We start from the raw sequence: 24,161 nt of genomic DNA on the forward strand, positions 1-24,161 counted from the left end.
CCAAATAGACGTAAAGTGTGGTCAGGAGAGTGTTTAGTTGCGAGTTCACAACCCCGGCTTAACACTCTCCGCCCTACTTTAAAAGCTCCCGCGCCCCGCCACGGCAATAGGACTTACTCATCTAGGCGAAAGCGACTCCCGGTAGGCGGCCAGGTCCGCGGCCATCTCCTCGGCCATCAGATGGTTATTGATCACGACGGCGGTCCAGGCGGCAGCTGCCGCGGAGGCAAGCACCTGCGCCTTCAGGTCCGTCACGTTTCCTGCCGCCCATACGCCCGGTACGGACGTGGCGCCGTCCGCATCGGTCTCGAGGTAGGTTCCCATTCCGGAGACGTGCTCGGACGGGGCCAGCCCGAGACCGGCGAAGGCTTCCAGCCGTGCCTTGACCCGTGCACCCACCACCAGGGCTTCCACCGCAACGTCCGGTCCTCCGGCCAGGGCAACACCCCGGAGGCGGTCTTCCTCCACCCGGAGCGATTCCACCGTGCCGGCTGCCACCTTGATCCCGCGGGCTGCCAGTTGTTCCGCTTCGGCGTCGGACGGGACAACCCTGTTGTTGAGGAACAGCGTGATGTCGCTGCTCCACTGCCGGAAGAGCAGGGCCTGGTGCACGGACCAGGGTCCGTTCCCCAGGATGCCAATAACCTGGTCCCGCACCTCCCAGCCGTGGCAGAACGGGCAGTGCAGCACGTCCTTGCCCCAGCGTTCCCGGAGCCCGGGAACGGCCGGCAGTTCGTCGGCCAGGCCCGTGGTGACCAGGAGCCGGCGGCCGCGAAGCTGTGTCCCGTCGTCGAGCGTTACTTCGAAGCCCTGGTCCACGTCCCCGCGGGCGGCAAGCACCCTGCCCCGGACGAAGGCCGCACCGTAGCTCTTGGCCTCGCCCCGGCCGATGGCGAGGAGGTCGGCGGGCTTGATGCCGTCGCGGGACAGGAAGCCATGGACTCCCTCGGCGGGGGCGTTGCGTGGTTCACCGCTGTCCACCACCACTACGGAGCGGCGGCTGCGGCCCAGCATCTGCGCGGCGCTCAGCCCGGCTGCGCCGCCGCCGATAATCAGGACGTCAGGCATTGATTCTTTGGACTTTGTCATAGGTCCAATGATCTGGTGCCTCTCCTTTGGCTGGCAAAAGCTTTTGCTGAAGTGGCAAGATTGGACCATGGATGAACAACTGGATGACGTCCTGGCGGCTGTCGGCCCGAGGCTGCGGGCGCTCCGTCTCTCAAGGGACATCACCTTGTCAGCACTGGCGGAGGCCACCGGGATCTCGGTCAGCACGCTGTCCCGGCTGGAGTCCGGCCAGCGCCGGCCCAACCTCGAGCTTCTCCTGCCGCTGGCCAAAGCCCACCAGGTGCCGCTCGATGAACTGGTCGGTGCTCCTGCCACCGGGGATCCGCGCGTCCACCTGCGTCCCATCAAGGCAAGGGGGATGACGATCATTCCGCTGACCAGGAAGCCGGGCGGTATCCAGGCCTATAAGCACATCCTGCCCGCCGGGCCGCTCGAGGAGCCCAGCCCGAAGGTGCATGAGGGCTACGAGTGGCTGTACGTCCTCAACGGAAAACTTCGAATGATCCTCGGCAGCCAGGACCTCGTACTCCGCGCCGGGGAAGCGGCGGAGTTCGATACCCGCGTCCCGCACTGGTTCGGCCGCGCGGACGGCCATCCCGTGGAATTCCTCAGCCTTTTCGGCACGCAGGGGGAGCGGATGCATGTCAGGGCAAAGCCCGCCTGACAAGGGTCCCAGCCTCTGTGCAGGTGCGTAAGGTAGACAGGGCAGACCAAACGTGGACGCGGACGGGGGAGTTGTATGTGGGGAACGGCGGCGGACGAAGGCGGCTCGACCGAGAACCTTACCGGACTGGTGGGGATTGCCGCCCGCGGCATCGAGCAGTTGGGCGAGTGGGGGGTGGGGCTCTTCACCCTTGCTGAAACCGTGGTGCCGCCCATCCCCAGCGAAGTGATTTTGCCACTGGCCGGCTACCTGGCAAGGCAAGGGGCCCTGAACCTGGTCCTCGTTTTTGTCACCAGCACGCTGGGAGCCTACCTGGGTGCACTTTTGCTGTATTGGCTGGGCGCCAAGCTCGGGCTTGAGCGTTCCATCCGCGGCTTATCCCGGCTGCCCCTGGTGGACCGGGAGGACTTTGAGCACGCAGCGGGCTGGTTCCGCCGTCATGGACGGTCGTCCATCTTTTTTGGCAGGTTGCTTCCGGGCGTGCGGAGCCTGATCTCCCTTCCTGCCGGGGCTTCCGCCATGCACCTTGGAACGTTCAGCCTTTACACCCTGGCAGGCAGCGGGCTGTGGAACGGGGCACTCCTGGGACTGGGCTACCTGGTGGGCACGCAGTACAGAATTATCGAGGAGTACTCCCGGTTCCTGAACTATGCCGTCTATGCCGCCGTGGCCGTGACCGTGGTGCTGCTCGTGGTCAGGCGTATCAAGCGTAAGAAGGCCGCACGCTGATCCGGCAGTGGGGAAGTGCGTCCAGGAGCGGCTCGGTGCCCTGTTCAGGAATCAGTAAAGTCGCCGGCATTCCGGCGGAAGTCCCGTAGGATCCGGATCAGCTGATCCACATCATCCGGCCCGAACCCGGGGTCGCTGAAAACAGCTGCGTTCAGTGCCGCCGTCGAACGCTTCGCCAGGGTGCGGCCCCCGGCGGTGAGCTCAACCAGCGTGGTGCGCCCGTCCGTAGGGTGCGGGGAGCGGCGCACCAGCCCTGCGTCCTGGAGCCGGTCCACCGCGTTGGTGATGGAGGTCGGGTGGACCTGGAGGAGGGTGCTCGCCTTCTTCATCGGAAGGGACCCGTTCCTTGCGAAGCTCAGCAGCGCAAGCAGCTCATAGCGGGCGAACGTCAGCCCGAAGGGCTTGAGGGTGAGTTCGATCCTGGCCAGCAGGATCTGCTGGGTCCGCATGATCGCCGTGATGGCAGCCATCGGCGCAGCGACGTCCGCCCAGCCGCGCTCCTCCCAGTTGCGGCGGGCATCTGCAATGGGATCACGGGATAACGGACTGCCCACAGCCAGCCTTTCGCCAAGTGATGTACCTCACGTGAGGGGTGGACCTGTGCAATATACTAGGACATCCAATGGTTTCGTACAGCAGTTTGGGAGCAAGGGGGATCACCGATGCATCCCCCGGCGCATGACGCAGGAGCACCGCCGTTTCCGGATGCCGACCTGATGTACATCGTGGACCTCCTGCCGGCGGCTGAGCGGGACAGGTACGTCACCGTCCGCCGCTTCCTGCAGGAATCCGTCCGGCAGCCCTCCATTGAGTACTGGAACCGCGAGGAGTTTCCCTTTGGCCTGCTGGCGGACATGGGAACGTACGGCCTCGGAGCCCTGCAGCTGGACGGCAGCTCCACCCTCTTCAAGGGCCTGATGTACGTAGAGCTGGCCCGGGCGGATGTGTCCCTCTCTGCGCTGGCCGGGATCCACAACGAGCTGATTCTCGGGATGATCAGCCAACTCGGGTCCGAGGAGCAAAAGGCCCGTTGGCTGCCGGGCTTAAGAACATTCCGCCACCTCGGAGCCTTCGCGCTGACGGAGCCGGAGCACGGCTCGGACATAGCCGGCGGGCTGGAAACCTCAGCCAGGCTCGACGGCGGTACCTGGGTCCTCAACGGCGCCAAGCGCTGGATCGGGGCCGGGACCCTCGCCGATTTCGCCCTGGTATGGGCACGGGACGAGGCGGACGGGGAAATCAAGGGTTTCATCGTGGAGACAGACCGTGCCGGCTATGCAGCCACCAAGATCGCCAACAAGATTGGTCTGCGAATCATGCAGAACGCGGACATTGTGCTCGAGGACGTGAGGATTCCTGCCGCCAACCTTCTGCCCGGGGCCACCAGCTTCTCCCGCACCAACGAGCTGCTCCGGGACTCCCGCGCCTGGGTTGGCTGGCAAGGTGCCGGCATCCAGCTCGCGGCCTTCGACGTCGCCCGCGCCTACACCTTGGACAGGCGGCAGTTCGGCAAGGAGCTGGCCCGCTTCCAGCTGGTCCAGCAGCAGCTGGCGGACATCTTGGGCAACGCGTCCGCATCCTTGGCGCTGATGGTGCAGTTGGCCCGCATCCAGGAAGACGGGAAGCTTGAGATGGCGCAGGCGGCCATGGCCAAAGCCACCATCACCCGGCTGGCACGCGCCTCGGTGGCCATGGGCCGTTCACTCCTGGGCGGCAATGGCATCAGCAGCGATTATGAAATGGGCAAGCTGTTCGGTGACGCCGAAATCCTTTACACCTACGAGGGCACCTACGAGATCAACTCGCTGATCGTGGGCAGGGCGGTCACCGGAAAATCCGCTTTCACCTGAGTTCCCCCTTCTTCACCCAAGCCGGGGCCGGACCGTTCTCGTGCCGGACCGTTGTCCCGCCGGCCCGGCATGGGTAGCATCGAACACTAAGTCTGCTTAGTGTTTATCCCGGATGTCCGTTCGAAAGGGGAGGCGGAATGCGCGTCAGGAATTCAGTGGTGGTGATCACGGGCGCATCCAGCGGGATCGGGAGGGCCACTGCCCTGCGCTTCGCCGCCAAGGGTGCCCGGCTGGTCCTGGCTGCCCGGGGATCGGAATCACTGGACGCCGTGGCTGCACAATGCAGGAAACGCGGCGCGAAGGCCATCGCCGTCCCCACCGACGTCACCGATCCGGGCAAGGTGGAGGCACTGGCATCCCGTGCCGTCGAGGAATTCGGGCGGCTGGATGTGTGGGTCAACAACGCAGCGGTCGGCGCATTCGGCCTGCTCACCGAGGTCCCTCCAACGGAGTTCCAGCGGGTACTGGACGTCAACATCACCGGCTACGTCAATGGCGCCCGGGCGGCGCTGACCCGCCAAACAGCCCAAGGCTCGGGCACCCTGATTAATGTTTCGTCCATCGTGGCAGAAGTCCCGCTGCCCTACTCCGCCGCATATTCCATGTCCAAAGCCGCGGTGCGGGCACTCAGCATCAGCCTGCGCTCAGAATTGGCCCGCGAAGGCGTTACCGGCGTTAACGTGTGCACGGTCCTCCCGGCCACCATTGACACGCCGTTCTACCAGAACGCAGCCAACTTCACCGGCCGCCGCCCCATGGCACTGCCTCCCGTCTACACGCCGCAGCGGGTGGCGAAAGCCGTGGTGAAACTCGCTGCCCACCCGCGCCGGGAAACCTTGGCAGGAGGAGTGGCGGGCCGGCTCCTGGTCCTGCAGCACAAGTTCACGCCGGGCGCAGTGGAAGCGGCCACGGCCCGCCAGGTGGACCGCCGCCAGCTCTCGCGGCGGCGGTCAGCCACTGTGACTACAGGGAACCTTCACCAGGCGTCGCAATCCATCGGGAAGGCGTCCACCACGGGCGGATGGCACGGCCGACGGCGGACGGCGCAGCGGATGGTAGCGGGCGCGGCAGCACTGGCGGGAGCCGCAGTGGCCTTGCGGAAGCGGCTGGACTGATTGCCGGGAGCTGTCCCCGGCTGCACATCCCGGGCCACGCCGTACATCCCGGGCCACGCCGTCGTTCCGGCAGGTATTTGCTAGAGGTTCCTTTCGGCGTACGCCCGCAGCGCGTCCCGAACGAAACCGGCGCCCGCTTCGCCACCGTAGTTGGCCGCGAACCTGGCATCGGCGATGTACATCTCCGCCAGCCCCATGACATACCCCTTGACGTCCCCGCCGCTTTCCGAGGCGGGAGTGCCGGGGATGGACGTCAACCACTCAACGTGGCGCCGCGCCAGGTCCTGCGCTTCGGGGCTGTCGGCGGCGAGTCCTGATCCCGACGCTGCAATCCAGTCGCTGCCCAGCTTTTCGGCGCGGGACTTCCACTCCTGTTTCTGCTCCGTTCCCATGCCCCGCCACCAGGCGTCGCTTTTGGCGTAGGCCTCCTTGCCCCAGCGCTCCTCCACCTCGTCCTTGTACTGGGTGTGGTCGAAGCCGTCAAACATCTTTTCGGCCATGAGTTCGCCTCCTCCTTTCACTGTTTCGATTGTTTGCTGTACGGACAGAACCTGGCGGGCCAGCCGCGCCTGCTCCTGCCGCAGCCAGTCCAGGTGGCGGCTCAGCGCCTTGAGCGCGTCTGTCTCGTGCTGGAAGACCTCGGCGATGGCCGGCAGCCCCAGCCCGAGTCCCCGGAGCAGGAGGATCCGCTGCAGCTGCAGGAGCGCTGCCCCGTTGTAATAGCGGTAGCCGTTACGCCCAACGCGGCTGGGCTTCAGCAGCCCTATGTCGTCGTAGTGCCGGAGGGTCCGGCTTGTTGTGCCTGCCATCCTGGCCACATCCTGGATGGACCAGTCGGTGGCCGCCTCCGCTTCGGTTGCTTCCATGCTCCGAGCGTAGGGGTTGACGCAGCGTCAAGGTCAAGCAGGTTTTCCGGGGTATCGGTTACGAAGTGGGCGGGTGCGGGGCGAGCGGGCGCGGGCCTGGGCGACGAGGCGCGTGAAGGCGAAGATGAAGACTGCCTCGATAAGGATCATTAGCGCCACAAGCAGCCATTGTTCCTCGGCAATAAAAACGACGCAGCCTGCCAGCGCGAGCACTGTCCCGAGCACCAGGGTGTAGACGGCAAATCCGACCGCAACGCGTGCGCTGCGGACGCCGGTCCGGAAACCGAAACCCTGCGGCTCCCCGCCGGGCTGCCCGGGAACGCGGTCCGGCGCGGCAGGCGGAAGCCCGTCGAACTCTTCCCACGGATCCTTCGCTGGGTCGTTGCCCGGAACATTGTCCGGGTGCTGTCCGGTCATAGTCCAATTATCCCAGTACCCGCCCAGGGATGGGGATGGGGATAGGGAGAGGGGATTGGAAGCCGGGACGGGAGTCCGGTCAGGAAGCCCCGCGCGACGTTCACCAATGTCATTGGCGAAGCAGGAGCAGGGGACACAAAACAGCGGCCCCTCCAACTGACGTTGGGGAGGCCGCTGCTGTGGCGACATTCCTCCTGCAGGTGCGGGAGGGAAGCCGAAGCCTTAGAGCGGGCGGATGTTCTCTGCCTGCGGGCCCTTGGGACCCTGGGTCACATCGAATTCAACCTTCTGGTTCTCATCGAGTGAGCGGTATCCGCTGCTGGCGATTGCTGAGTAGTGGGCGAAAACGTCAGCGGACCCGTCATCGGGGGCAATGAAGCCAAAACCCTTTTCGGCGTTGAACCATTTAACTGTGCCTGTTGCCATGGCTGCATTCCTTCGTGTGACTCTGATTCTCTCCCCGGGCCACCGGCCCGAGGTGCGCGGAGAACGTCCCCCGCAGTCCCCAACGTACGGGGCCAACGCCAAGCATGCAAGGGTAACGACATTAAAGTGTCGTCAGCGCATCCCCTCGCGGCGGATTGCGGTGGCTATGGCAGCGGCCCTGGTTTCCACTCCCAGCTTGGCGTAGATGTGGGCGAGGTGGGTCTTGACCGTGGCCTCCGAGATGAAGAGGCGCTGTCCGAGTTCCCGGTTGCTGAGGCCTTGCGTGAGGAGGCTGAGCAGTTCGGCCTCGCGCGGAGTGAGGATTTCGTCGGGGTTGCGCAGCTGCTGGAAAAGCCGCGATGCCACCGGGGCGCTCATGACGCTCTTGCCCTGGACTGCCCCGCGGATGGCAGCGAAAATCTCATCAGGTGCGGCATCCTTCAGCAGGTAGCCCATCGCGCCGGCGTCCACTGCCCGGACGATGTCCGCATCGGAGTCGTAGGTGGTGAACACCAGGATGGCCTGTCCTTTGTTGCGCTCGCGGATCCGCTGGATGGCCTCGATTCCGTCCATTCCTGCGCCCATGGCCAGGTCCATCACCACCACCGCCACGGCGTCCTGTTCCAGCCGTTCCAGCGCTTCCTCCCCGGAGGCTGCCTCGGCGACGACGGCGATATCAGGTTGGGTGCCCAGCAGGGCCCGCAGCCCGCTTCTCACCACCAGATGGTCGTCCACCAGCAGCACCGTGATGGCGCTCATGCAGGGTTCTCCATGCTGCCAGGCTCCGCCGGCGCGGGCAGTTGGGCCGCGACGATGGTCCCTTCGCCGGGTGCGCTTTCCACTGAGAAAATGCCGCCCAGCTGCTCCACACGCTGCCGCATGGCCCGCAGCCCGTACCCTCCGGCGTCCGACGGCGGTGCTGCCGCCGCGGGATTGAAGCCGGCACCGTCGTCGTGGACGTCCAGGGTGACGGCGTCCGGAAGGTAGCCGAGAGTCACCGTGGCGGTGGCGGTGCCCGCATGGAGCTTTATGTTTGAGGCAGCGCTTTGGACTACCCGGAGGAGGGCGTGGCGGACATCCGGCGGCACCGGCCGCGGTTCACCCGTGACCAGGAGCCTGGCGTCCGGGACGTACTGCCTGGCCGCGTAAAGCAGGGCCTCAGGCAAGGGCGACGCGTCCAGTCCGGGGGAGGCGAGTTCGTGGACCAGGCTGCGGGTCTCTGACAGGTTGCCCCGGAGCAATGCAGTGGCCTGGCCGAGGTCGGCGTGGGCTGACGGACTGGGCCATGCCCTGCCGGCTGCCTCCAGCAGGAGCAGGCTGCTGGCCAGCCCCTGGGTGACGGTGTCGTGGATTTCCCTGGAGACACGCTCCCGTTCGGCGATGGTTCCTGCGCGGCGCTCGCTGGCCGCCAGTTGCCCTTGGGCGAGGGAGACTTCCGCGTGCAGGCGGCGCTGTTCCTCGGCGTCGTGCTGGATCCTGTCGTAGATCAAGGTCAGCATCAGCCCCACGGCGAGCGGGCCGAGGAGCATGGCAAGGTCAGTGCCGCTGCTCAGCCGGAACAGCCCTGCCGCGGTGGCAAGAGCGGTGGCTCCTGCCGCTGCGTACGCGGCTGCACCGCTCAGTGCACTGCGGCACAGGAAGAAAAGCGCGAACGAGCACCAGGCAAAGCTCGGCGCTGCAATGACCAGGACGGCCCACACTGCAACCAGGGTGAATACCCACGGCGCCCATGGTTTCCCTCGTAATGAAAGGACGGCGACGGCGAAGTACAGCAGGCAGGCGGCCGCCGCCAGCCCCAGGACAAGGATGTTGTCGGCGGGGCTGTGCCGCATCACGTACCGGACCAGGGACGCCACCAGCAAGACGGCGAAGCCACCATGAACGGCGGCATCGATGCTGCGGAAGCGGGCTGCGGTGCTGGTGGACGCGCTGGTCCCGTCCGCGCCGGTCCCGCCGGGAGCGATCGATTCGGGGACGGATGCGGCCGGGGCGGCGCTGGCGGAGGGAGGCATGGGAATTCCGGTTCCGGTGGGGAATGCTACCCACCATGCTATTGCCCCGGCCCGTGCACCGTCTCTCAGCCTTTTGGCTGATACGGCTGGCCAATTGGAGCAGGGCGCCACAGCCAAAGGCCCGATGGCAGGCAGCCGGAGTCCCGGAAGGATTGGGGATGAAACGAATTCCGCCCCGAATGTGGGGCTCCGAGCAAAGGAATCAGCATGAAGAAGTCCACGAAAGTTCTTGCCGCCGCAGCCGCCAGCGCCCTGGCCCTCACCGGCGGGGTAACGGTTGCCGCCAATGCCGGCGCCGGTTCCGCTCCCACTGCCGTCCCGGCTGCCGACATCCAGCCCGTGCCGGAGAACGTGGTGCAGCAGAACCGTATCTCGGTGGGCGCCTCGGCCAAGGCGGTGCAAGCGGCGCTGGCCAAATGCCAGGCTGACAAACTTCCCTTTGTGACGGTGGCCCTGGTGGACCGCTTCGGGACTGTCCAGGCGCTGCTTCGGGGCGACAACGCGGCCGAGCACACCATTGAAGCCGCACAGCAGAAGGCCTACACCGCCGCCGCCTTTGGAACCCCCACCAGCGAGCTGGCCAAGCGCATCAACGGAACCGGCCCCAGCATCGCCGACCTCCCCGGCACCCTCTTCCTGGCCGGCGGCGTCCCGCTGAAGGTGAACGGGGTTTCGGTGGCCGGCATCGGCGTCGGCGGTGCTCCTGATGGCGCGCTGGATGAGGCCTGTGCTGCAGCCGGTGCGGATGCCATCGCGGCCGCCGGTGCCGCTAAGTAGGCTAAGCGCATGAGGTGGTTCGGGGGCCTGGTTGTGGTGCTTATCCTGACGGGGTGCCAGGCGGGTCCGGGGGAGCCGCAGCAGGCGGCGTCCCCTCCGCCGTCGGCCCTGGCCACTGCGGACGCCCTACCGTCCGCGGGGGACCCGGCATCCCCGGCGTCTCTCGCGCCGGCTCCACCGGCAACCACGCCGCCTGCGCTCTCCGCGGAAGCACAGGCGCAGCTTGACCAGGACCTGATAGCCGCAGCCAAGGCCAACAACGCGCCGCTGGTGAGCCAACTGATTGCCCGTGGCGGCAATGTCAATGCCAAGGACGCCATCCAGGATTCGGCGTTCCTCTATGCAGGTGCGGAGGGCTTCAACGAGGTGCTGCAGTTGACGTTGGCCGCGGGGGCCGACGTCGCGAGCACCAACCGGTACGGCGGGACAGCCCTTATTCCGGCCAGCGAACACGGCCACGTGGAAACGGTGCAGATCCTGATCGGCGCAGGAGTGCCGGTGAACCATGTCAACAACCTTGGCTGGACCGCCATGCAGGAAGCCATCCTGCTGAACAACGGCGGGCCAAGGCAGCAGGAAGTGGTCCGGCGTCTCCTGGCAGCAGGCGCCGACCCCAACATCAGGGATCCGCAGGGGAGGACCGCACTGCAGAACGCCGAACGGCTGGGCTTCGGCGAAATCGCCACGCTGATCCGCGCCCGCGGCTAGACGCTGCCGGGTCAAGCCGCGCTGGATCTCCCCACCTTTGCCGGGGGAACCACGAGGGCGCCCCGCACTTCTGCTGGAGCGCCCGGCCGTCGTTCCTCGAAGGTGGGGAGATTCGGCGCCTAGACAGACTCGAGGACGCTGACGTAGTTGGCGATGCCTACGCCGCCCATGTTCTGGACCGCGGCGCGGCGGGGGTTGGCGAGCTGCATGCTGCCTGCGGTCCCGGTCAGCTGCATGGCGGCGATGACGTGCTGAGATACCCCGGTTGCTCCCACGGGATGGCCCTTGGCCTTGAGGCCGCCGGAAACGTTGATGGGCAGTTTGCCGTCCTTGTACACCCAGCCCTCCTCGATGGCACGGGCACCCTGGCCCGGTTCCGTCAGGCCCATCGCCTCGTACATCAGCAGCTCCGCGATGGTGAAGCAGTCGTGCACTTCCGCGAAGTCCAGGCCCGCCAGCCCGACGCCGGCCATCGTCAGTGCGCGCTGCCAGGACACCCGGGTGGCGTTGAAGGCAACCGGGTCCCGGCGGGATGCGGGGAAGAAGTCGTTGGCGTGGCCAAAGCCTGCCAGCCGCACGGGTGCAGTGGCACCGCCGGTCGGGGACGTGGACAGCACGACGGCGGCGGCGCCGTCGGACACGGGGGAGCAGTCCGTGCGGCGCAGCGGATCGGCCACCATAGGGTTCTTGTCCGAGACCGTTCGGCAGAAGTCCTCGCCCAGGTCCTTGCGCAGCTGCGCGAAGGGGTTGTCCACGCCGTTGCGGTGGTTCTTCGCCGCGATGCTGCCCAGGACATCACCCAGGGTGCCGTCGCCGTACCGCTTCCCGTAGTGCTTGGCCACCTCGGCAAAGAGTCCCGTGAAGCCGGTGGTGGAGGCCTTGCCCGCCATGTCGTAGTCGGCGCCCAGCAGGCCTGCCCCCACAACGTCGGCGCCCGCGTGGGTCATCTTTTCCGCGCCGATCACCAGCACCGTCTTCGCCGTGCCGGCCAGCAGGGACTTGGTGCCCTGCTGGAACGCAGCGGAACCGGAGGCACAGGCGTTCTCCACCCGGGTGGCGGCAACGTTGGCCAGATCTGCTGAGACCTGCAGTGCCAGCGACGACGGGAAGGCCAGCGGCATCATCCCCGAGTTGAACTGGCCGAGGTAGATTTCGTCGATCTGGCCGGGTTCGATCCCGGCGTTCGCGATGGCCTCGGTGGCAACCTGGACGATCAGGGACTCCAGGGTTTCCTCGGTAAGTTTTCCGAAGCGGCTGTGTCCCCAGCCCGTCAGCAGGACGTCCTTGCCGAACTGTTCCTGCAGGCTCATGCTGTGGCTCCTTCCAGGGCAGCGGCTGCCGGTGCCGGCGTTTCCAGGGCCACGGTGAAGCCGGCTTCCGTCTTTTCCCGGATCTCCTCCACGGTGACGCCCGGGGCGAGGCGGGTCAGCGTGAGCTGCCGCCCGCCGTCGTCCGTCCTGTAGAGGTCGAAGACCGCGAGGTCACTGATGATCCGGTCCACCACGGCAAGGCCTGTCAGGGGCAGGGTGCACTCGCGCACGATCTTGGCGCTGCCGTCCTTGGCGTTGTGCTCGGTGAGGACCACCACGCGGGGCGTCCCGGCCACGAGGTCCATGGCGCCGCCCATGCCCTTGACCATCTTGCCGGGGATGGTCCAGTTGGCGAGGTCGCCGCTGCCGGAGACCTGCATGGCCCCCAGGATGGCTACCTTGACGTGGCCGCCCCGAATCATGCCGAAGGAGGTGGCGGAATCGAAGATGCTCCCGCCCGGCAGTACCGTGACGGTCTGTTTGCCGGCGTTGATGAGATCGGCGTCCTCCTCGCCCTCGTACGGGAACGGTCCCATGCCGAGCAGTCCGTTTTCGCTCTGCAGCACAACCCGGACGCCGTCGGGCAGATTGTTGGCCACCAGGGTGGGGATCCCGATGCCGAGGTTAACGTAGTCGCCGTCGTTGAGTTCTTCGGCTGCGATGGCAGCCATTTCATCCCTGGTCCAGGCCATGGGGTTCTCCTTGAATGAGTAGTGGGGGTTAGGCCGGAACAGTTTCGGCATAACGGCGTGCCGCGGGGCGCACGGTGCGCTGCTCGATGTCCTTGACGCGGTCCCTGGCCTGCACCAGGCGCTGGACGTACACGCCGGGGGTGACGATGTGGTTGGGATCCAGTTGGCCCGGTTCCACAATCACCTCCGCCTCCGCGATGGTCAGGAGGCCGGCGGTTGCAACCACCGGGTTGAAGTTCCGGGCGGTGTAGCGGTAGATCAGGTTTCCGTCCGTGTCTGCGGTGTGCGCGTGGACAAGCGCGACGTCGGCCCGGATGGCGCGCTCGCGAACGTACGTTTCGCCGTCGAACACTTCGTGCGGCTTGCCCTCGGCAACCAGGGTGCCCACGCCGGTTTTGGTGTAGAAGGCGGGGATGCCGGCGCCGCCGGCGCGGAGACGCTCGGCCAGGGTGCCCTGCGGCGTGAACTCCACCTCCAGGTTGCCGGCCAGGTACTGCTCGGCGAAGAGCTTGTTTTCGCCTACGTAGCTGGCGATGACTTTGCGGACCTGGCCGGCCTCGATCAGGATGCCCAGGCCCTTCCCATCCACCCCCATGTTGTTGGAGACCACTGTCAGGTCTTTGACGCCGGAATCGCGGACGGCCTCGATCAGGTCCGCGGGAATTCCGCTCAGGCCGAATCCGCCCACGGCAAGGGTGATGCCGTCCTGCAGTGCGCCCTCCAGGGCGACGGCGGCTGCTGGTTGAAGTTTGGACATGGCGCCTCCTCATTGAGAATCCCGCGATGGTGGTCCATTTTGTGGACGCGGGGCTTGGGAAAGGACACTACGGGCGCGCTGAAAGGCCTGTCAAGCCCCGGAAGTTAGGCTTCAACTCCTGGTTTTACAGTGTGGACGGTAGTATTGGCGGAGTCCATAATGTGGATAACTGGAGGAATGAATGACTAATGTGCCAGTACAGGGCGCCCAGGTTGTCAGCCGCATCGCCGGACTGCTGCGGCTTGTGGGCCGCAGTGCGGAGGGGCTGCCGCTGTCCGCGCTGGTGAGGGAATCCGGCCTCACCAGGCCCACCGTCCACCGGCTCCTCACCTCCCTCGCATCGGAGGGGCTGCTGGATCACGACGCCGGCAGCGGGAACTGGGTGCTGGGCCCGGAGATGCTCCTCATGGGGTCGGTGGCTGCCGCGCGGTTTCCGCTGGAGGACTTTGCCCGGCCCAGCCTCCGAAGGCTGGCCGAGGCCACGGGTGAGAGTGCCTTCTTCTCCATCCGGCGCGGTTCCGAGACGGTATGCCTGCTGCGTGAGGAGGGAAGCTTCCCGGTCCGGTCCTTTGTGCTGCACGAGGGCGTCCGGTTCCCCCTCGGTGTGGCCTCCGCGGGCACCGCGATCATGGCGTTCCTGCCCGAGGCCGAGCAGGAGGAGCTGCTGACGGGGTGGGCTGGACACGCAGGTGCTTTCGCCACTGCGCACACGGAGGAACTCGTGCGGGCCAACCTCGCACAGACCAGGCTGCTGGGCTACTCGGTGAATCCGGGGCTGGTCCTCGAAGGCAGTTGGGGGATGGGCGCCGCGGTGTTTGATGCCTCAGGCAGGCCCGCCTGGGCCCTTTCCCTCACCGGGATAGAGCCGCGCTTCAAGCCCGAGCGGCAGGAGGAGCTGGGCGGGCTCCTGATGGCCGAGGCGCACCGGATCACCCAGCAGCTCAGCGGGGACGGGAAGGGGAGCCGGCCGCGCTGAAATCCTGCACAGCTGTATTCCTACAGCCCTGCGCGTGGCTCTTCGGGGCCCTGGTGCTTCCACCAGGTATCGAAAATGGTGACCGGGACGGTGCGCTTGTGCCGGGTACGCAGGTACTTCTCTTCAATCAGAGCGGCAACGGATTCAGGGACGTCCCGGCCTTCCAGGTAATCGTCGATCTGGTCGTAGCTCAGGCCCAGTTCGTCCTCATCGGTGCGGCCCGGCTTGTCGTCCAGCAGGTCTGCGGTGGGTACCTTTTCCCAGACGCGGGCGGGAGCGCCGAGTTCGGCCAGCAAGGCGCGGTTCTGCCGCTTGTTCAGTCCAAACAGCGGAAGGATGTCCGCGCCGCCGTCGCCGTATTTGGTGAAGAAGCCGGTGACAGACTCCGCGCCGTGGTCCGTGCCGAGGACAAGGTAGTTGTGTTCCCCAGCCAGGGCATACTGGGCGATCATGCGGGTGCGTGCCTTGGTGTTGCCCTTATGAAAGTCGGAGATCTCCGAGCCCACGGTCTTCTCGAACTCATCCTCAAAGCCATCCACCGCGGCCGAGATATTGAACGTCCACTCGGTCTTGGGCTGGATGAAGTCCAGGGCAGCCTGGGCGTCTTCCTCGTCATGCTGGACGCCATAGGGCAGGCGCACGGCCACGAAGTTCGCGTCCACACCTTCTGCCTCGAGCTCCTCGACAGCGAGTTGGGCCAGTTTTCCGGCCAGGGACGAGTCCAGGCCGCCTGAAATGCCCAGGACGAAGCCCTTGGTGTGGGTGGCTTTCAGGTAGTCCTTCAGGAAGGTAACGCGCTTGCGCACCTCCCCGGCGGGGTCGATCCGGGGCTGAACGCCCATTTCTTCAATGATGCTGGCCTGGAGTTCGCGCATGTGGTCCAGCCTAGCCAGCCCTGTCAATCGGCCTCAAGCATCCACACCGGCCGGCCCACACTAAACTGGAGCCCATGACTTCCCCCAGTGAGACTGCAGTAGACGCTGCAGCCGCCCGCGCCCGCCTGCTCGAACTGATCAAGGAACTCGCCGTTGTGCGCGGCAAGGTCACCCTGTCCAGCGGAGCGGAAGCCGATTACTACATAGATCTCCGCCGCATTACGCTGCACCACGAGGCCTCCAAGCTCGTGGGTCAGGTCATGCTGGCCTTGGCGGACGACGCCGGGATCGACTTCGAGTGCGCAGGCGGACTCACCATGGGGGCCGACCCTGTTGGTACCGCGGTGATGCACGCTGCCGCAGGCGCCGGGCGGGCCGTTGACGCTTTTGTGGTCCGCAAGGCACAGAAGTCCTACGGCATGGGCCGCCAGGTGGAAGGCCCGTCCGTGGAAGGCCGCAAGGTGCTTGTCCTGGAGGACACCTCCACCACGGGCGGCTCGGCGCTGACCGCCGTGGAAGGCGTCCGCAAGGCCGGCGGCAACGTTGTGGCTGTTGCTGTCATCGTTGACCGGGACACCGGGGCCAAGGAAAAGATCGAAGCGGAGACGGGCGTCCCCTACCTGTTCGCCTTCAGCAAGGATGAACTCGGGCTTTCCTAGACCCGTGGACATACGGCCCGGGCACACTGTGCCCGGGCCCTGATGTTGGAACGGGAGGCGGGGCTGGCCTATCATTTGCGTTATCCCCTTAACTCCCCTGTACGGAGAACGTGCACGATGCTCCCCCCTCAACAGTCCCTAAGCGCGACGGACCAGATCCAGAACCTCATCCTGGAAAGTGCCGACTTCGAGGACTTCCTGAACGAACTGGCCCGGTTCTCCGCTCATCAGATGGCTGGCGACGGCGACGACGCACTCTGCGGCATCACCCTGCTCCGGGACCGCAAGGCGGCAACGATTGGCTGGAGCAGCGACTCTGCGCGGGAAGTGGACGAGATCCAGTACTCCTTGTCCCAGGGCCCCTGCCTGACTGCGGCAGAGGAGGAACGCGAAGTCCACGTTCCGGACCTCTTCGAGGAGGACCGTTGGGGACCGGACTATGCGTCAGCGGTGGCATCGCACGGACTGCGGTCAGTTCTGTCGCTGCCCTTCAACCTGCAGGGCGAGGCGAAAGCTGCCCTGAACCTGTATTCCGATGTCCCCCATAAATTCGATGACCGCGCCACCGAAAAGGCACGTGGCTACACAAGGGAAATTTCGCAGGCACTGAGGCTCGCGGTGAGGTTCTCGCTTCACACGGACAGCGCCGCAAATCTCCGGGCAACCCTGGAATCCCGGACCATCATCGACCTCGCCATTGGCATTGTGATGGCACAGAACAGGTGCAGCCAGGAGGCGGCGGTCAGCATCCTCACCGAGGCCTCCAGTAACAGCAACACAAAGCTGCGGGATATCGCCAAATCCTTGGTGGACTCGGTCGGGGGTGCGGGTACGCGCACGCATTACCAGGAGCCCGGGCAGCGGCAGGCCGGCCAAACCGCGTGACCAACGGCTTGTGCCTGGCTCGTGCTGGAGGTTAGGCTTACCGAGGTTGAGCCGTCGGCCATAGACACCCTCTTTTGGAGTACCTATGGACCGCGCATTAAACGCCTTCGTTAACCTTGATGTCCCGGCCGACATCGTCTGCATCGATGTCCAGGGGAGCCTGAACCAGGACTCCCGGCCGGGCCTGGTCCAGATCATCCGCCGGATCAGGAAAATTGGGATCCGTTCGCACATCCGGGTAGAGCTTTCCCGCGCCGCCATGGTGGAGTCTTCGGCGCTCGCGGGCCTTCGCAGTGACCTCAACGCCATTGACACCAGCATCCTGCCAGGGACTTACGGCGCAGGGGTGTCCCTTGATCTCTCGCCCGCCGGAGGCGAATCGGCTGCCGCGCCTGACTACGCTGAACAGCCCCTGACCATCCTTGACGGCTTCTCCGCCGGCGCGGTTTTGGACATCGGCGCCCTTGGCTACCCGGCTGCCGCTCCTGCCGACGCCGGAATCCTGCCGTTGGATCTCACGGGGTTTGAGGTGTTGTGCGGACGCGAGCTGCAGGAGTACTCGGATGAGGAACTGCTGCTTGCCAGCGACGCCCTCTTCACTCTCCTGGACAACCCGGCAGTTTTCCCGGGATCGGACCTGCTGGGCAGGTACGACGACATCGGGCAGGAGATGCTGCGCCGCCGGCAGGACGTCGCGGCCCCAATTTCGGCAGCCGAAGGACAGGCTGCCAGCTGATACGACGTCACTGAAAGGTTACCGGCGGCTTCTTGCGACGGTGACTTCCAGTGTGCCTACGGTAGTGGTGTGCCATATGAGGGGGAAGTAAATCCGCAGGACCGGCGCGGGGCTTCTGAAGCCCGGCTGCTGCAGGAGGCCGCTGCCCTCAAGCAGTTTTCACGCCGGGGATTCCTGGCCGGGGCAGGCATGTCAGGCCTGCTTGCGGCAGACATGCTGGTCACCCGTCAGGTTCAGTCCGCCCGCCAGGTAAACCGGATCCTCCCTGTTCCTGACGACTTCGCTGATGTTTACTACCCGGACGCCAGCTGGTTCCTGTTCCCCGGCTATAAAACCAGTTGGGAGGAGGGGCAGTGGATCCTCAACTCCCTTCGGGGCGCGCTGAACAAGCGCGCCAGGCTCGCCGCGGTCGGCTATTCCAACCTCGGCCTGGACATCGATGAGATTGTCATCGCCGTCATCGAGCACGTCCGCGCCCAGAAGCTGACCAAGTTGTTTTTCTACGGACACAGCTTCGGTGGCATGGTGGCCACCCAGGTCGCCGCCCGGCTGCTGGAGCTCCATGGTGTGGAGGTGGAATTCATCGTGTTGGACTCGAGCCCGTACAGCAGGCACGACGTCCTGGACCAAAGCTGGTTCGACGGCGTGGTGTTCCTTTACGAAAGGGGTTTCCGGTTCCCCTCCTCCTTCCGCGGCGGGTACGAACTGGGCGAGCGCGTCATTCACAAAGACGAACGGACGTGGCGCCAGATCCTTGACCAGACGCTCGAACAGCTCTCGCCCATCGCACCATCCAGCCTGCTGGTCCAGTCGGAGTCTGCCTACATTTACCACTTTGACGGCACCCGGTTCACGGACAAAATAGGCGGCGCCAAAATGGCCTACATCGGCAACCCCCGGGACCGCACCGTGCGCTACCAGACAGCCGTGGGAGCCTGGGCAGTTGCCTTCAAGAACAACATGGTCCCCAGCGAGCTTCAGACAGAAGGGGCCGTACCCGCCCACGCCAGCCCCGGCTGGAACCCGAACATCTACCGCCCCATCCTTGAAGAGCTCCTGGACGAGAACTTCCCGCTGCCCCGGGGCGGATCGCGGGTGACGGTCTTTTAGCGCCGGTCCTAGATCTGGTTCTTCAAATCCGCCACGGAGTTCAACACCTGGTTGGGCCGGAACGGGTACGAGCCGATCTCTTCGCGCTGCGTGATGCCGGTGAGGACCAGGACGGTGTGCAGCCCCGCCTCCATGCCGGCGATGATGTCCGTATCCATCCGGTCCCCGATCATGGCGGTGGTCTCGGAGTGTGCGTCGATCTGGTTCATGGCCGAGCGGAACATCATCGGGTTGGGCTTGCCCACGATGTAGGGTTCCCGGTCCGTGGCTTTAGTGATGAGCGCTGCGATGGCGCCGGTGGCCGGCAACGGGCCGTCCTTGGAAGGACCGGTGGCATCAGGATTCGTAGCGATGAACCGTGCCCCGGCCAGGATGAGGCGGATGGCCGTGGTGATGGCCTCGAAGGAATACGTGCGCGTCTCGCCAAGCACCACAAAGTCCGGATCCTGGTCGGTGAGGATGAAGCCGGCCTCGTGCAGCGCCGTCGTCAATCCTGCCTCGCCGATGGTGTAGGCGCGGTTCCCCGACCCGGAACCCTCCACCTGGTCCTTGAGGAACTGGGCGGTGGCCAGGGCCGAAGTCCAGATGTTCTCCTCGGGAACCTCCAGCCCGGAAGCACGCAGCCGCGCGGCAAGGTCGCGCGGGGTGAAGATGGAGTTGTTGGTCAGCACCAGGAAGCGCTTGGACGTGTCCACCCACCGCTGGATCAGCTCAGCGGCGCCGGGCACCGCCTGGTTTTCGTGGACCAGGACGCCATCCATGTCCGTCAGCCAGCACTCGATGTCCTGCCCGCTGCGGTACACCGATGGTGACCCTTTAACCTTGTCCGCTTCTGCCATGCCTACCTCCGCCGGTGATGAAAGCCCGAAAGGTCCAGTCTAGTGTTGAGGGGTGAACCAAACGCCCGGTATGACGTCCGAACCGCCTGCAGTATCTGGACAGGAACACCCGGAGGCGCCGGGCGAAAAGCCGGAAGTCGGCGTCGGACCCTGGGAAGGCGAGCTGCCGGAAGGCGACCATTGGGACCCTGACCTCCTGGCGGACGGCGACCGCCGCAACGTGCTGGACAAGTACCGCTACTGGAAGCATGACGCGATCGTGGCGGAGCTGGACTCGCGGCGGCACAGCTTCCACGTCGCCATCGAGAACTGGCAGCACGACCTCAACATCGGCACGGTGGTGCGCACCGCGAATGCGTTCCTCGCCAAGGAGGTGCACATCATCGGACGACGGCGGTGGAACCGCCGGGGCGCCATGGTCACCGACCGTTACCAGCACGTCCGCCACCACCCCACAGTGGAGGATTTTGTGGCCTGGGCGCAGGGGGAGGGGCTGGCGATCATCGGGATAGACATCTTCCCGGATTCGGTACCGCTGGAAACCTATGAACTGCCCAAGGACTGCGTGCTGGTGTTCGGCCAGGAAGGTCCCGGGCTCACGCCCGAGGTCCACGAGGCCGCCCTCGCCACCTTGTCCATCGAACAGTTCGGTTCCACCAGGTCCATCAACGCGGCCTCGGCGGCCGCAATTGCCATGCACGCCTGGGTACGCCGGCACGTGTTCAACCAGCACGCGTAGCGGGGCAGGTGCGGGTGGGGCGTAACCCGGAACACTCGCTGCGCGGAAATGGCTAGGATGGTGCTAGCCGTAAGCGGTACTCCAGGGTTACCAGCCCACAGACGAACCTCAGCATAGGAGTCAGCATGCCCATTGCAACCCCAGAGATCTACTCCGAGATGATCGACCGCGCAAAGGCGGGCGGCTTCGCATTCCCGGCCGTGAACGTAACGTCCTCGCAGACGCTGAACGCAGCCCTCCGCGGCTTCGCCGAAGCTGAGTCCGACGGCATCGTCCAGGTCTCCACCGGCGGTGCGGCCTACTGGTCCGGCGCCTCCACCAAGGACATGGTTGCAGGCTCCCTGGGCTTCGCCGCCTTCGCCCGCGAAGTGGCGAAGAACTACAACGTCAACATCGCGCTGCACACCGACCACTGCCCCAAGGACAAGCTGGACGGCTTCGTCCTGCCCCTGCTCGCAGCGTCCGAGGCTGAGGTCAAGGCCGGCCGCAACCCGCTGTTCAACTCCCACATGTGGGACGGCTCCGCCGAGACCCTGCAGGAAAACCTGCGCATCGCCCGCGAGCTGCTCGAGCGCACCGCGGCCGCGAAGATGATCCTTGAGGTCGAGATCGGCACTGTGGGCGGCGAAGAAGACGGCGTCGAGAACGAGATCAACGAAAAGCTCTACACCACGGTCGAGGATGCCCTGGCCACCATTGAGGCACTTGGCGCCGGCGAAAACGGCCGCTACATCACCGCCCTGACCTTCGGCAACGTCCACGGCGTCTACAAGCCCGGCGGCGTCAAGCTCCGCCCGGAGATCCTCAAGGACATCCAGGCACAGGTGGGCGCCAAGATCGGCAAGGACAGCCCGTTCGACCTCGTGTTCCACGGCGGTTCCGGCTCCTCGGACCAGGAAATCGCCGACGCCGTTTCCTACGGCACCATCAAGATGAACATCGACACCGACACCCAGTATGCCTACACGCGTCCGGTGGCCGACCACATGTTCCGCAACTATGACGGTGTCCTGAAGGTCGACGGCGAAGTGGGCAACAAGAAGACCTACGATCCCCGCGTCTGGGGTGCCTCGGCCGAAGCCGGCCTGGCAGCCCGCGTGGTGGAAGCCACCAAGCAGCTCGGTTCGGCCGGAAAGACCTTCTAGATGTCGGACGAGTTCCGCAAGAACCTGATGGGCCCGGAACCCACGCTCCTGCCTGCCGAGACAGAGGTCTACCAGCAGCTGGAAGCCGGCCAGGAAGCCCTGGACCTGGTGGAGAAGCACCCGACGTCCTCGTTGCTGTGGGCCGTCCTGGCTGAAGAGGCCTGGGCTGAGGGGCGCACCATCGATTCCTACGCCTACTCACGCGTGGGCTACCACCGTGGACTGGACTCGCTGCGGCGCAACGGCTGGCGCGGCGTCGGCCCGATCCCCTGGGAGCATGAGCCCAACCGCGGCTTCCTGCGGGCGCTGTACTCGCTGGGGCGCGCTGCCGCGGCGATTGGTGAGGCGGAGGAGCCGGAACGGATCGAGAAGTTCCTGAACGACTCCGACCCCACGGCGAAAGCAGCCATCGAAGGCAAGTAAATCCCCACCGCCTCCCTCGCTTCGCTGCGCTCACTCAGAGAAGCCGGGCGGCGGAGGCCCCTTATTACGACGGCGGCCGGTCACCTTCTTCGAAAAGGTGGCCGGCCGCCGTCGTAAGCGGTGAGGCTGGTGGCTAAGCTTTCTGCAGGCCCGTCCGGGCCATCGCGTCGGCGTAGGCCACGCGCATGTCCTCGAGGTACTCCTCCTGGCGGGCAGGCGAGCCGGCGAACGCACGGCCGCTGAGGGAGCGCACCTTGTAGGTCTTCAGTCCGCGGCGCCAGAGCAGCGGCACCTCAGTCTTCAGCAGCAGGTTGGCCAGGCGGTTGGCCTCCGTGCCGTGGGCCACGATCACCGAGGCGCGCGGAACCAGCGCCAGGAACTTCAGCAGCGGCTTCAGGCCCGCGGAAATCTGGTCCGGCGTGAACTTCCCGTTGGCCTCCCCGGCGACGTGCCAGGGGTGGACGTTCCACGGCATAACGAACTCCGGCCGCAGCCCCAGCTTCCACTGGATCCCCAGCATCCGGGTGGCGGCGTCGTGGTCGCCGGCGGTGATGAAACCGGAGGGGTCGGCCTCGCCGATGTTCGAGTACAGGCTGATGATGCGGCACTCGTCGACGTCGTGCATGGGGTCCACGTAGGGCACAATGGTGCCGGGCTTGGTCCCCTGCAGGGAATCGCACAGTTCGTTGACGGCTGCAACATTCGGTTCGTAGCGGCGGTTCAGAAGCTGATCATGGAAAGATTCGGGTGCCAGGGCTGTCATGTAGTGCTGGGTCTCCTGCGGGGATTGGTGTTGCTGCCACCGCGAAAATGGGCGCACAATGGCGCAGCAGATCCGAAGTGGTTGAAATGGGGCGGACCGATTCCTGGTCGGCCTTTACCAGTTTAGCAAGCCCTGCGAAACGAAACGCCGGTCCCGCGCACCCGATCCAAGCGGTGCACGGAACCGGCGGTTTTTGCGTTTCTGTTGCGGGCTACCAGAGCCGCTTGGTAGCCCGGCGAGCACCCTCGCCCAGGGCTTCCAGCTTCGCGAAGGCGATCTGCGGGTGGACCCTGCCGCCCAGGCCGCAGTCGGTGGAGGCGATGACGTTCTCCCGGCCCACAACCTCTGCGAACCGTACGATCCGGTCTGCCACCAGGTCCGGGTGCTCCACCACATTGGTGGCGTGCGAGACGATGCCCGGGATGATGACCTTGCCCTCGGGGAGCTTAGTGTCCTCCCAGACCCGCCACTCGTGCTCGTGGCGGACGTTGGCAGCCTCGAAGGAGTAGCCGCCGGCGTTGATCTGCAGCATCGTGTCCACCAGGTCCGCAAGGGGGAGGTCCGTGGTGTGCGGGCCGTGCCAGGAGCCCCAGCAGAGGTGGAACCGGACCTGCTCCTCGGGAAGGCCGCGGAGGGCGTAGTTCAGGGCTTCCACGCGGATCTGCGTGAACTTCAGGTAGTCGGCCACACTCGGCTCGGGGCTGATCTGGTCCCAGTTCTCGGCGATGGAGGGATCGTCGATCTGGAGGATCAGGCCGGCGTCGATGATGGCCTTGTACTCTTCACGGAGCGCATCGGCGCAGGCGTAGATGTATTCCTCCTCCGTGGCGTAGTACTCATTGGTGATACGTGAGGCGCTGCCGGGGGAGAGTGCCGCAACAAACCCTTCCTTCAGTCCGGCGGCGGCCAGGCCTGCCTTCAGGTTTGCGACGTCGGAGGCGACGGCGTCCTGGCCGGTGTAGACGAGCGGTCCAGTGACCTTGGGGAACGGCTTGGGGCCACCGGTGAAGATGCCGCTGGTGGGATCGTTGTAGGCCTCTGCAAAGTCGGTGCGGTCGCGGCGGTGGATGAAGCCGGTGAGCTGGACGTTGCCAGGGGTGGATTCTTTCGGTTCAACCGCCCACTTGGCGTCGTTGTCCAGTTCCAGCCCGCCCATGCGCGCGAACGAGTAGGACCACCATGCGCCATAGTCCACAGCGGCGGACATCGCGTGCCCGTATTCGCCGTCGTTGGGAATGTCGATGCCCAGGCTTTGCTGGCGCTGGACCAGGTCCACCACGGAGGCGGCAAGGAGTTCGTTGTAGCCGTCAACATCGGCAGGGTTCTCTTCGCGGGCGGCGTTGGCTGCGATCAGTTCAGGGGTGCGCGGCAACGATCCGGCGTGGGTGGCGCGGATGTGGTCTGTGTTCAGGGACATGCTGGATTTCCTTTCCATCGGTCCTGGCAGTAGCACCTTCGCAGGCAGGACGTACCTGCACTATGTGGGGTTGCTGCGGCGTCATCGATCCAGGTCTCTCGGCCGCTCCGGATGGGTACTCTCACTTAAATGCACCGGTACGCCCGGGAGCAAATCCGCTGTCGGATTATGTCGGCGGGGAAACGAGGGGCGGAGCTTTCAAA

At 65.6% G+C, this 24,161-nt stretch carries 28 protein-coding genes and 1 riboswitch; of the genes, 14 read left to right on the top strand and 14 right to left on the bottom strand.

Features of this window, described 5'->3' with window-relative positions:
- Positions 1–117 precede the first annotated feature (117 nt).
- Positions 118–1,089: an NAD(P)/FAD-dependent oxidoreductase gene (locus tag M8J71_RS19620; protein ID WP_256249469.1), complete on the bottom strand. Its 972-nt coding sequence runs from the start codon at positions 1,087–1,089 to the stop codon at positions 118–120.
- 67 nt (positions 1,090–1,156) lie between these two features.
- Here M8J71_RS19620 and M8J71_RS19625 point away from each other — a divergent pair, with 67 nt between their 5' ends.
- Positions 1,157–1,732 (top strand): helix-turn-helix domain-containing protein, encoded by a 576-nt coding sequence (locus tag M8J71_RS19625; protein WP_256249470.1) that lies wholly within the window; start codon positions 1,157–1,159, stop codon positions 1,730–1,732.
- A gap of 75 nt (positions 1,733–1,807) precedes the next feature.
- Positions 1,808–2,461, top strand: coding sequence for a DedA family protein (locus tag M8J71_RS19630; protein WP_256249471.1), 654 nt, complete (start codon positions 1,808–1,810; stop codon positions 2,459–2,461).
- A 44-nt stretch (positions 2,462–2,505) separates the two neighbouring features.
- Here the strand turns inward: M8J71_RS19630 and M8J71_RS19635 are convergent, their stop codons facing one another.
- Positions 2,506–3,015 (bottom strand): MarR family winged helix-turn-helix transcriptional regulator, encoded by a 510-nt coding sequence (locus M8J71_RS19635; RefSeq protein WP_256249472.1) that lies wholly within the window; start codon positions 3,013–3,015, stop codon positions 2,506–2,508.
- Between the two features lie 108 nt (positions 3,016–3,123).
- On the opposite strand from M8J71_RS19635, the gene M8J71_RS19640 reads away from it, so the two are divergent.
- Both M8J71_RS19640 and M8J71_RS19645 read left to right on the top strand, forming a co-directional pair.
- Complete coding sequence (locus tag M8J71_RS19640; protein WP_256249473.1) at positions 3,124–4,311, top strand: acyl-CoA dehydrogenase family protein; 1,188 nt, start codon at positions 3,124–3,126, stop codon at positions 4,309–4,311.
- Between the two features lie 137 nt (positions 4,312–4,448).
- Positions 4,449–5,426, top strand: a complete 978-nt coding sequence (locus M8J71_RS19645) for an SDR family oxidoreductase (protein ID WP_256249474.1) — start codon at positions 4,449–4,451, stop codon at positions 5,424–5,426.
- A gap of 80 nt (positions 5,427–5,506) precedes the next feature.
- On the opposite strand, the gene M8J71_RS19650 is transcribed toward M8J71_RS19645, so the two are convergent.
- The 5 genes from M8J71_RS19650 to M8J71_RS19670 all read right to left on the bottom strand — a co-directional run bounded on the left by M8J71_RS19650 (position 5,507) and on the right by M8J71_RS19670 (position 9,147).
- On the bottom strand, positions 5,507–6,292 hold the full coding sequence (locus M8J71_RS19650; RefSeq protein ID WP_256249476.1) for a MerR family transcriptional regulator: 786 nt from the start codon (positions 6,290–6,292) through the stop codon (positions 5,507–5,509).
- Between the two features lie 33 nt (positions 6,293–6,325).
- Positions 6,326–6,709: a hypothetical protein gene (locus M8J71_RS19655; protein WP_256249477.1), complete on the bottom strand. Its 384-nt coding sequence runs from the start codon at positions 6,707–6,709 to the stop codon at positions 6,326–6,328.
- A 222-nt stretch (positions 6,710–6,931) separates the two neighbouring features.
- Complete coding sequence (locus M8J71_RS19660) at positions 6,932–7,135, bottom strand: cold-shock protein (RefSeq protein ID WP_013599688.1); 204 nt, start codon at positions 7,133–7,135, stop codon at positions 6,932–6,934.
- A 132-nt stretch (positions 7,136–7,267) separates the two neighbouring features.
- Positions 7,268–7,894 carry a response regulator gene (locus tag M8J71_RS19665; RefSeq protein ID WP_163164734.1) on the bottom strand — a complete coding sequence of 209 codons (627 nt, stop codon included), beginning with the start codon at positions 7,892–7,894 and terminating at the stop codon, positions 7,268–7,270.
- On the bottom strand, positions 7,891–9,147 hold the full coding sequence (locus M8J71_RS19670; RefSeq protein ID WP_256249478.1) for a sensor histidine kinase: 1,257 nt from the start codon (positions 9,145–9,147) through the stop codon (positions 7,891–7,893). Before M8J71_RS19670 ends, M8J71_RS19665 begins: the two co-directional genes overlap by 4 nt.
- 207 nt (positions 9,148–9,354) lie before the next feature.
- Here M8J71_RS19670 and M8J71_RS19675 point away from each other — a divergent pair, with 207 nt between their 5' ends.
- Together M8J71_RS19675 and M8J71_RS19680 are read left to right on the top strand one after the other, a co-directional pair.
- Positions 9,355–9,924 (top strand): GlcG/HbpS family heme-binding protein, encoded by a 570-nt coding sequence (locus tag M8J71_RS19675; protein ID WP_256249479.1) that lies wholly within the window; start codon positions 9,355–9,357, stop codon positions 9,922–9,924.
- Positions 9,925–9,933: 9 nt separating this feature from the next.
- Positions 9,934–10,632: an ankyrin repeat domain-containing protein gene (locus M8J71_RS19680; protein ID WP_256249480.1), complete on the top strand. Its 699-nt coding sequence runs from the start codon at positions 9,934–9,936 to the stop codon at positions 10,630–10,632.
- Between the two features lie 119 nt (positions 10,633–10,751).
- Here M8J71_RS19680 and M8J71_RS19685 read toward each other — a convergent pair whose 3' ends face one another.
- From M8J71_RS19685 to M8J71_RS19695, 3 genes are read right to left on the bottom strand one after another with little or no spacing between them, the layout of a single operon-like run.
- Positions 10,752–11,942 (bottom strand): acetyl-CoA acetyltransferase, encoded by a 1,191-nt coding sequence (locus M8J71_RS19685; RefSeq protein WP_256249481.1) that lies wholly within the window; start codon positions 11,940–11,942, stop codon positions 10,752–10,754.
- Positions 11,939–12,634, bottom strand: a complete 696-nt coding sequence (locus tag M8J71_RS19690; protein WP_256249482.1) for a CoA transferase subunit B — start codon at positions 12,632–12,634, stop codon at positions 11,939–11,941. The genes M8J71_RS19685 and M8J71_RS19690 overlap by 4 nt, the downstream gene beginning before the upstream one ends.
- A 28-nt stretch (positions 12,635–12,662) precedes the next feature.
- Entirely contained in the window at positions 12,663–13,391 is a 729-nt protein-coding gene (locus tag M8J71_RS19695) for a CoA transferase subunit A (protein WP_256249483.1), read from the bottom strand.
- A 181-nt stretch (positions 13,392–13,572) separates the two neighbouring features.
- Between M8J71_RS19695 and M8J71_RS19700 the strand changes: the two genes are divergently transcribed.
- Positions 13,573–14,367: an IclR family transcriptional regulator gene (locus M8J71_RS19700; RefSeq protein WP_256249487.1), complete on the top strand. Its 795-nt coding sequence runs from the start codon at positions 13,573–13,575 to the stop codon at positions 14,365–14,367.
- A gap of 20 nt (positions 14,368–14,387) precedes the next feature.
- Here M8J71_RS19700 and nadE read toward each other — a convergent pair whose 3' ends face one another.
- Positions 14,388–15,242, bottom strand: a complete 855-nt coding sequence (gene nadE / locus M8J71_RS19705) for an ammonia-dependent NAD(+) synthetase (protein ID WP_256249489.1) — start codon at positions 15,240–15,242, stop codon at positions 14,388–14,390.
- A 74-nt stretch (positions 15,243–15,316) separates the two neighbouring features.
- Here nadE and pyrE point away from each other — a divergent pair, with 74 nt between their 5' ends.
- The 4 genes from pyrE (at position 15,317) to M8J71_RS19725 (ending at position 18,632) form a co-directional block, all read left to right on the top strand.
- The gene (gene pyrE / locus M8J71_RS19710; RefSeq protein WP_256249492.1) at positions 15,317–15,901 is read left to right on the top strand and encodes an orotate phosphoribosyltransferase; all 585 of its coding nucleotides are present in this window, start codon (positions 15,317–15,319) and stop codon (positions 15,899–15,901) included.
- A 117-nt stretch (positions 15,902–16,018) separates the two neighbouring features.
- On the top strand, positions 16,019–16,786 hold the full coding sequence (locus M8J71_RS19715; RefSeq protein ID WP_256249493.1) for a GAF and ANTAR domain-containing protein: 768 nt from the start codon (positions 16,019–16,021) through the stop codon (positions 16,784–16,786).
- Between the two features lie 85 nt (positions 16,787–16,871).
- Positions 16,872–17,522 (top strand): hypothetical protein, encoded by a 651-nt coding sequence (locus M8J71_RS19720; protein WP_256249494.1) that lies wholly within the window; start codon positions 16,872–16,874, stop codon positions 17,520–17,522.
- A gap of 69 nt (positions 17,523–17,591) precedes the next feature.
- Positions 17,592–18,632 (top strand): alpha/beta fold hydrolase, encoded by a 1,041-nt coding sequence (locus M8J71_RS19725; RefSeq protein ID WP_256249495.1) that lies wholly within the window; start codon positions 17,592–17,594, stop codon positions 18,630–18,632.
- Between the two features lie 8 nt (positions 18,633–18,640).
- On the opposite strand, the gene M8J71_RS19730 is transcribed toward M8J71_RS19725, so the two are convergent.
- Positions 18,641–19,471, bottom strand: coding sequence for an HAD-IIA family hydrolase (locus M8J71_RS19730; protein ID WP_256249496.1), 831 nt, complete (start codon positions 19,469–19,471; stop codon positions 18,641–18,643).
- A gap of 70 nt (positions 19,472–19,541) precedes the next feature.
- On the opposite strand from M8J71_RS19730, the gene M8J71_RS19735 reads away from it, so the two are divergent.
- The 3 genes from M8J71_RS19735 to M8J71_RS19745 all read left to right on the top strand — a co-directional run bounded on the left by M8J71_RS19735 (position 19,542) and on the right by M8J71_RS19745 (position 21,778).
- Positions 19,542–20,210 (top strand): TrmH family RNA methyltransferase, encoded by a 669-nt coding sequence (locus M8J71_RS19735; RefSeq protein WP_256249497.1) that lies wholly within the window; start codon positions 19,542–19,544, stop codon positions 20,208–20,210.
- 125 nt (positions 20,211–20,335) lie between these two features.
- Positions 20,336–21,355, top strand: a complete 1,020-nt coding sequence (fbaA, locus tag M8J71_RS19740) for a class II fructose-bisphosphate aldolase (protein ID WP_163164703.1) — start codon at positions 20,336–20,338, stop codon at positions 21,353–21,355.
- Entirely contained in the window at positions 21,356–21,778 is a 423-nt protein-coding gene (locus M8J71_RS19745; protein ID WP_256249498.1) for a DUF3151 domain-containing protein, read from the top strand.
- A 133-nt stretch (positions 21,779–21,911) separates the two neighbouring features.
- On the opposite strand, the gene M8J71_RS19750 is transcribed toward M8J71_RS19745, so the two are convergent.
- Positions 21,912–22,541: a uracil-DNA glycosylase gene (locus M8J71_RS19750; RefSeq protein WP_256249499.1), complete on the bottom strand. Its 630-nt coding sequence runs from the start codon at positions 22,539–22,541 to the stop codon at positions 21,912–21,914.
- A gap of 211 nt (positions 22,542–22,752) precedes the next feature.
- Positions 22,753–23,958 carry a cobalamin-independent methionine synthase II family protein gene (locus M8J71_RS19755; protein WP_256249500.1) on the bottom strand — a complete coding sequence of 402 codons (1,206 nt, stop codon included), beginning with the start codon at positions 23,956–23,958 and terminating at the stop codon, positions 22,753–22,755.
- 11 nt (positions 23,959–23,969) lie between these two features.
- Positions 23,970–24,076, bottom strand: a riboswitch (SAM riboswitch).
- Positions 24,077–24,161 lie beyond the last annotated feature (85 nt).

The sequence above is a fragment of the Pseudarthrobacter sp. R1 genome (genome assembly GCF_024494415.1).
Classification (GTDB): Bacteria; Actinomycetota; Actinomycetes; order Actinomycetales; family Micrococcaceae; genus Arthrobacter.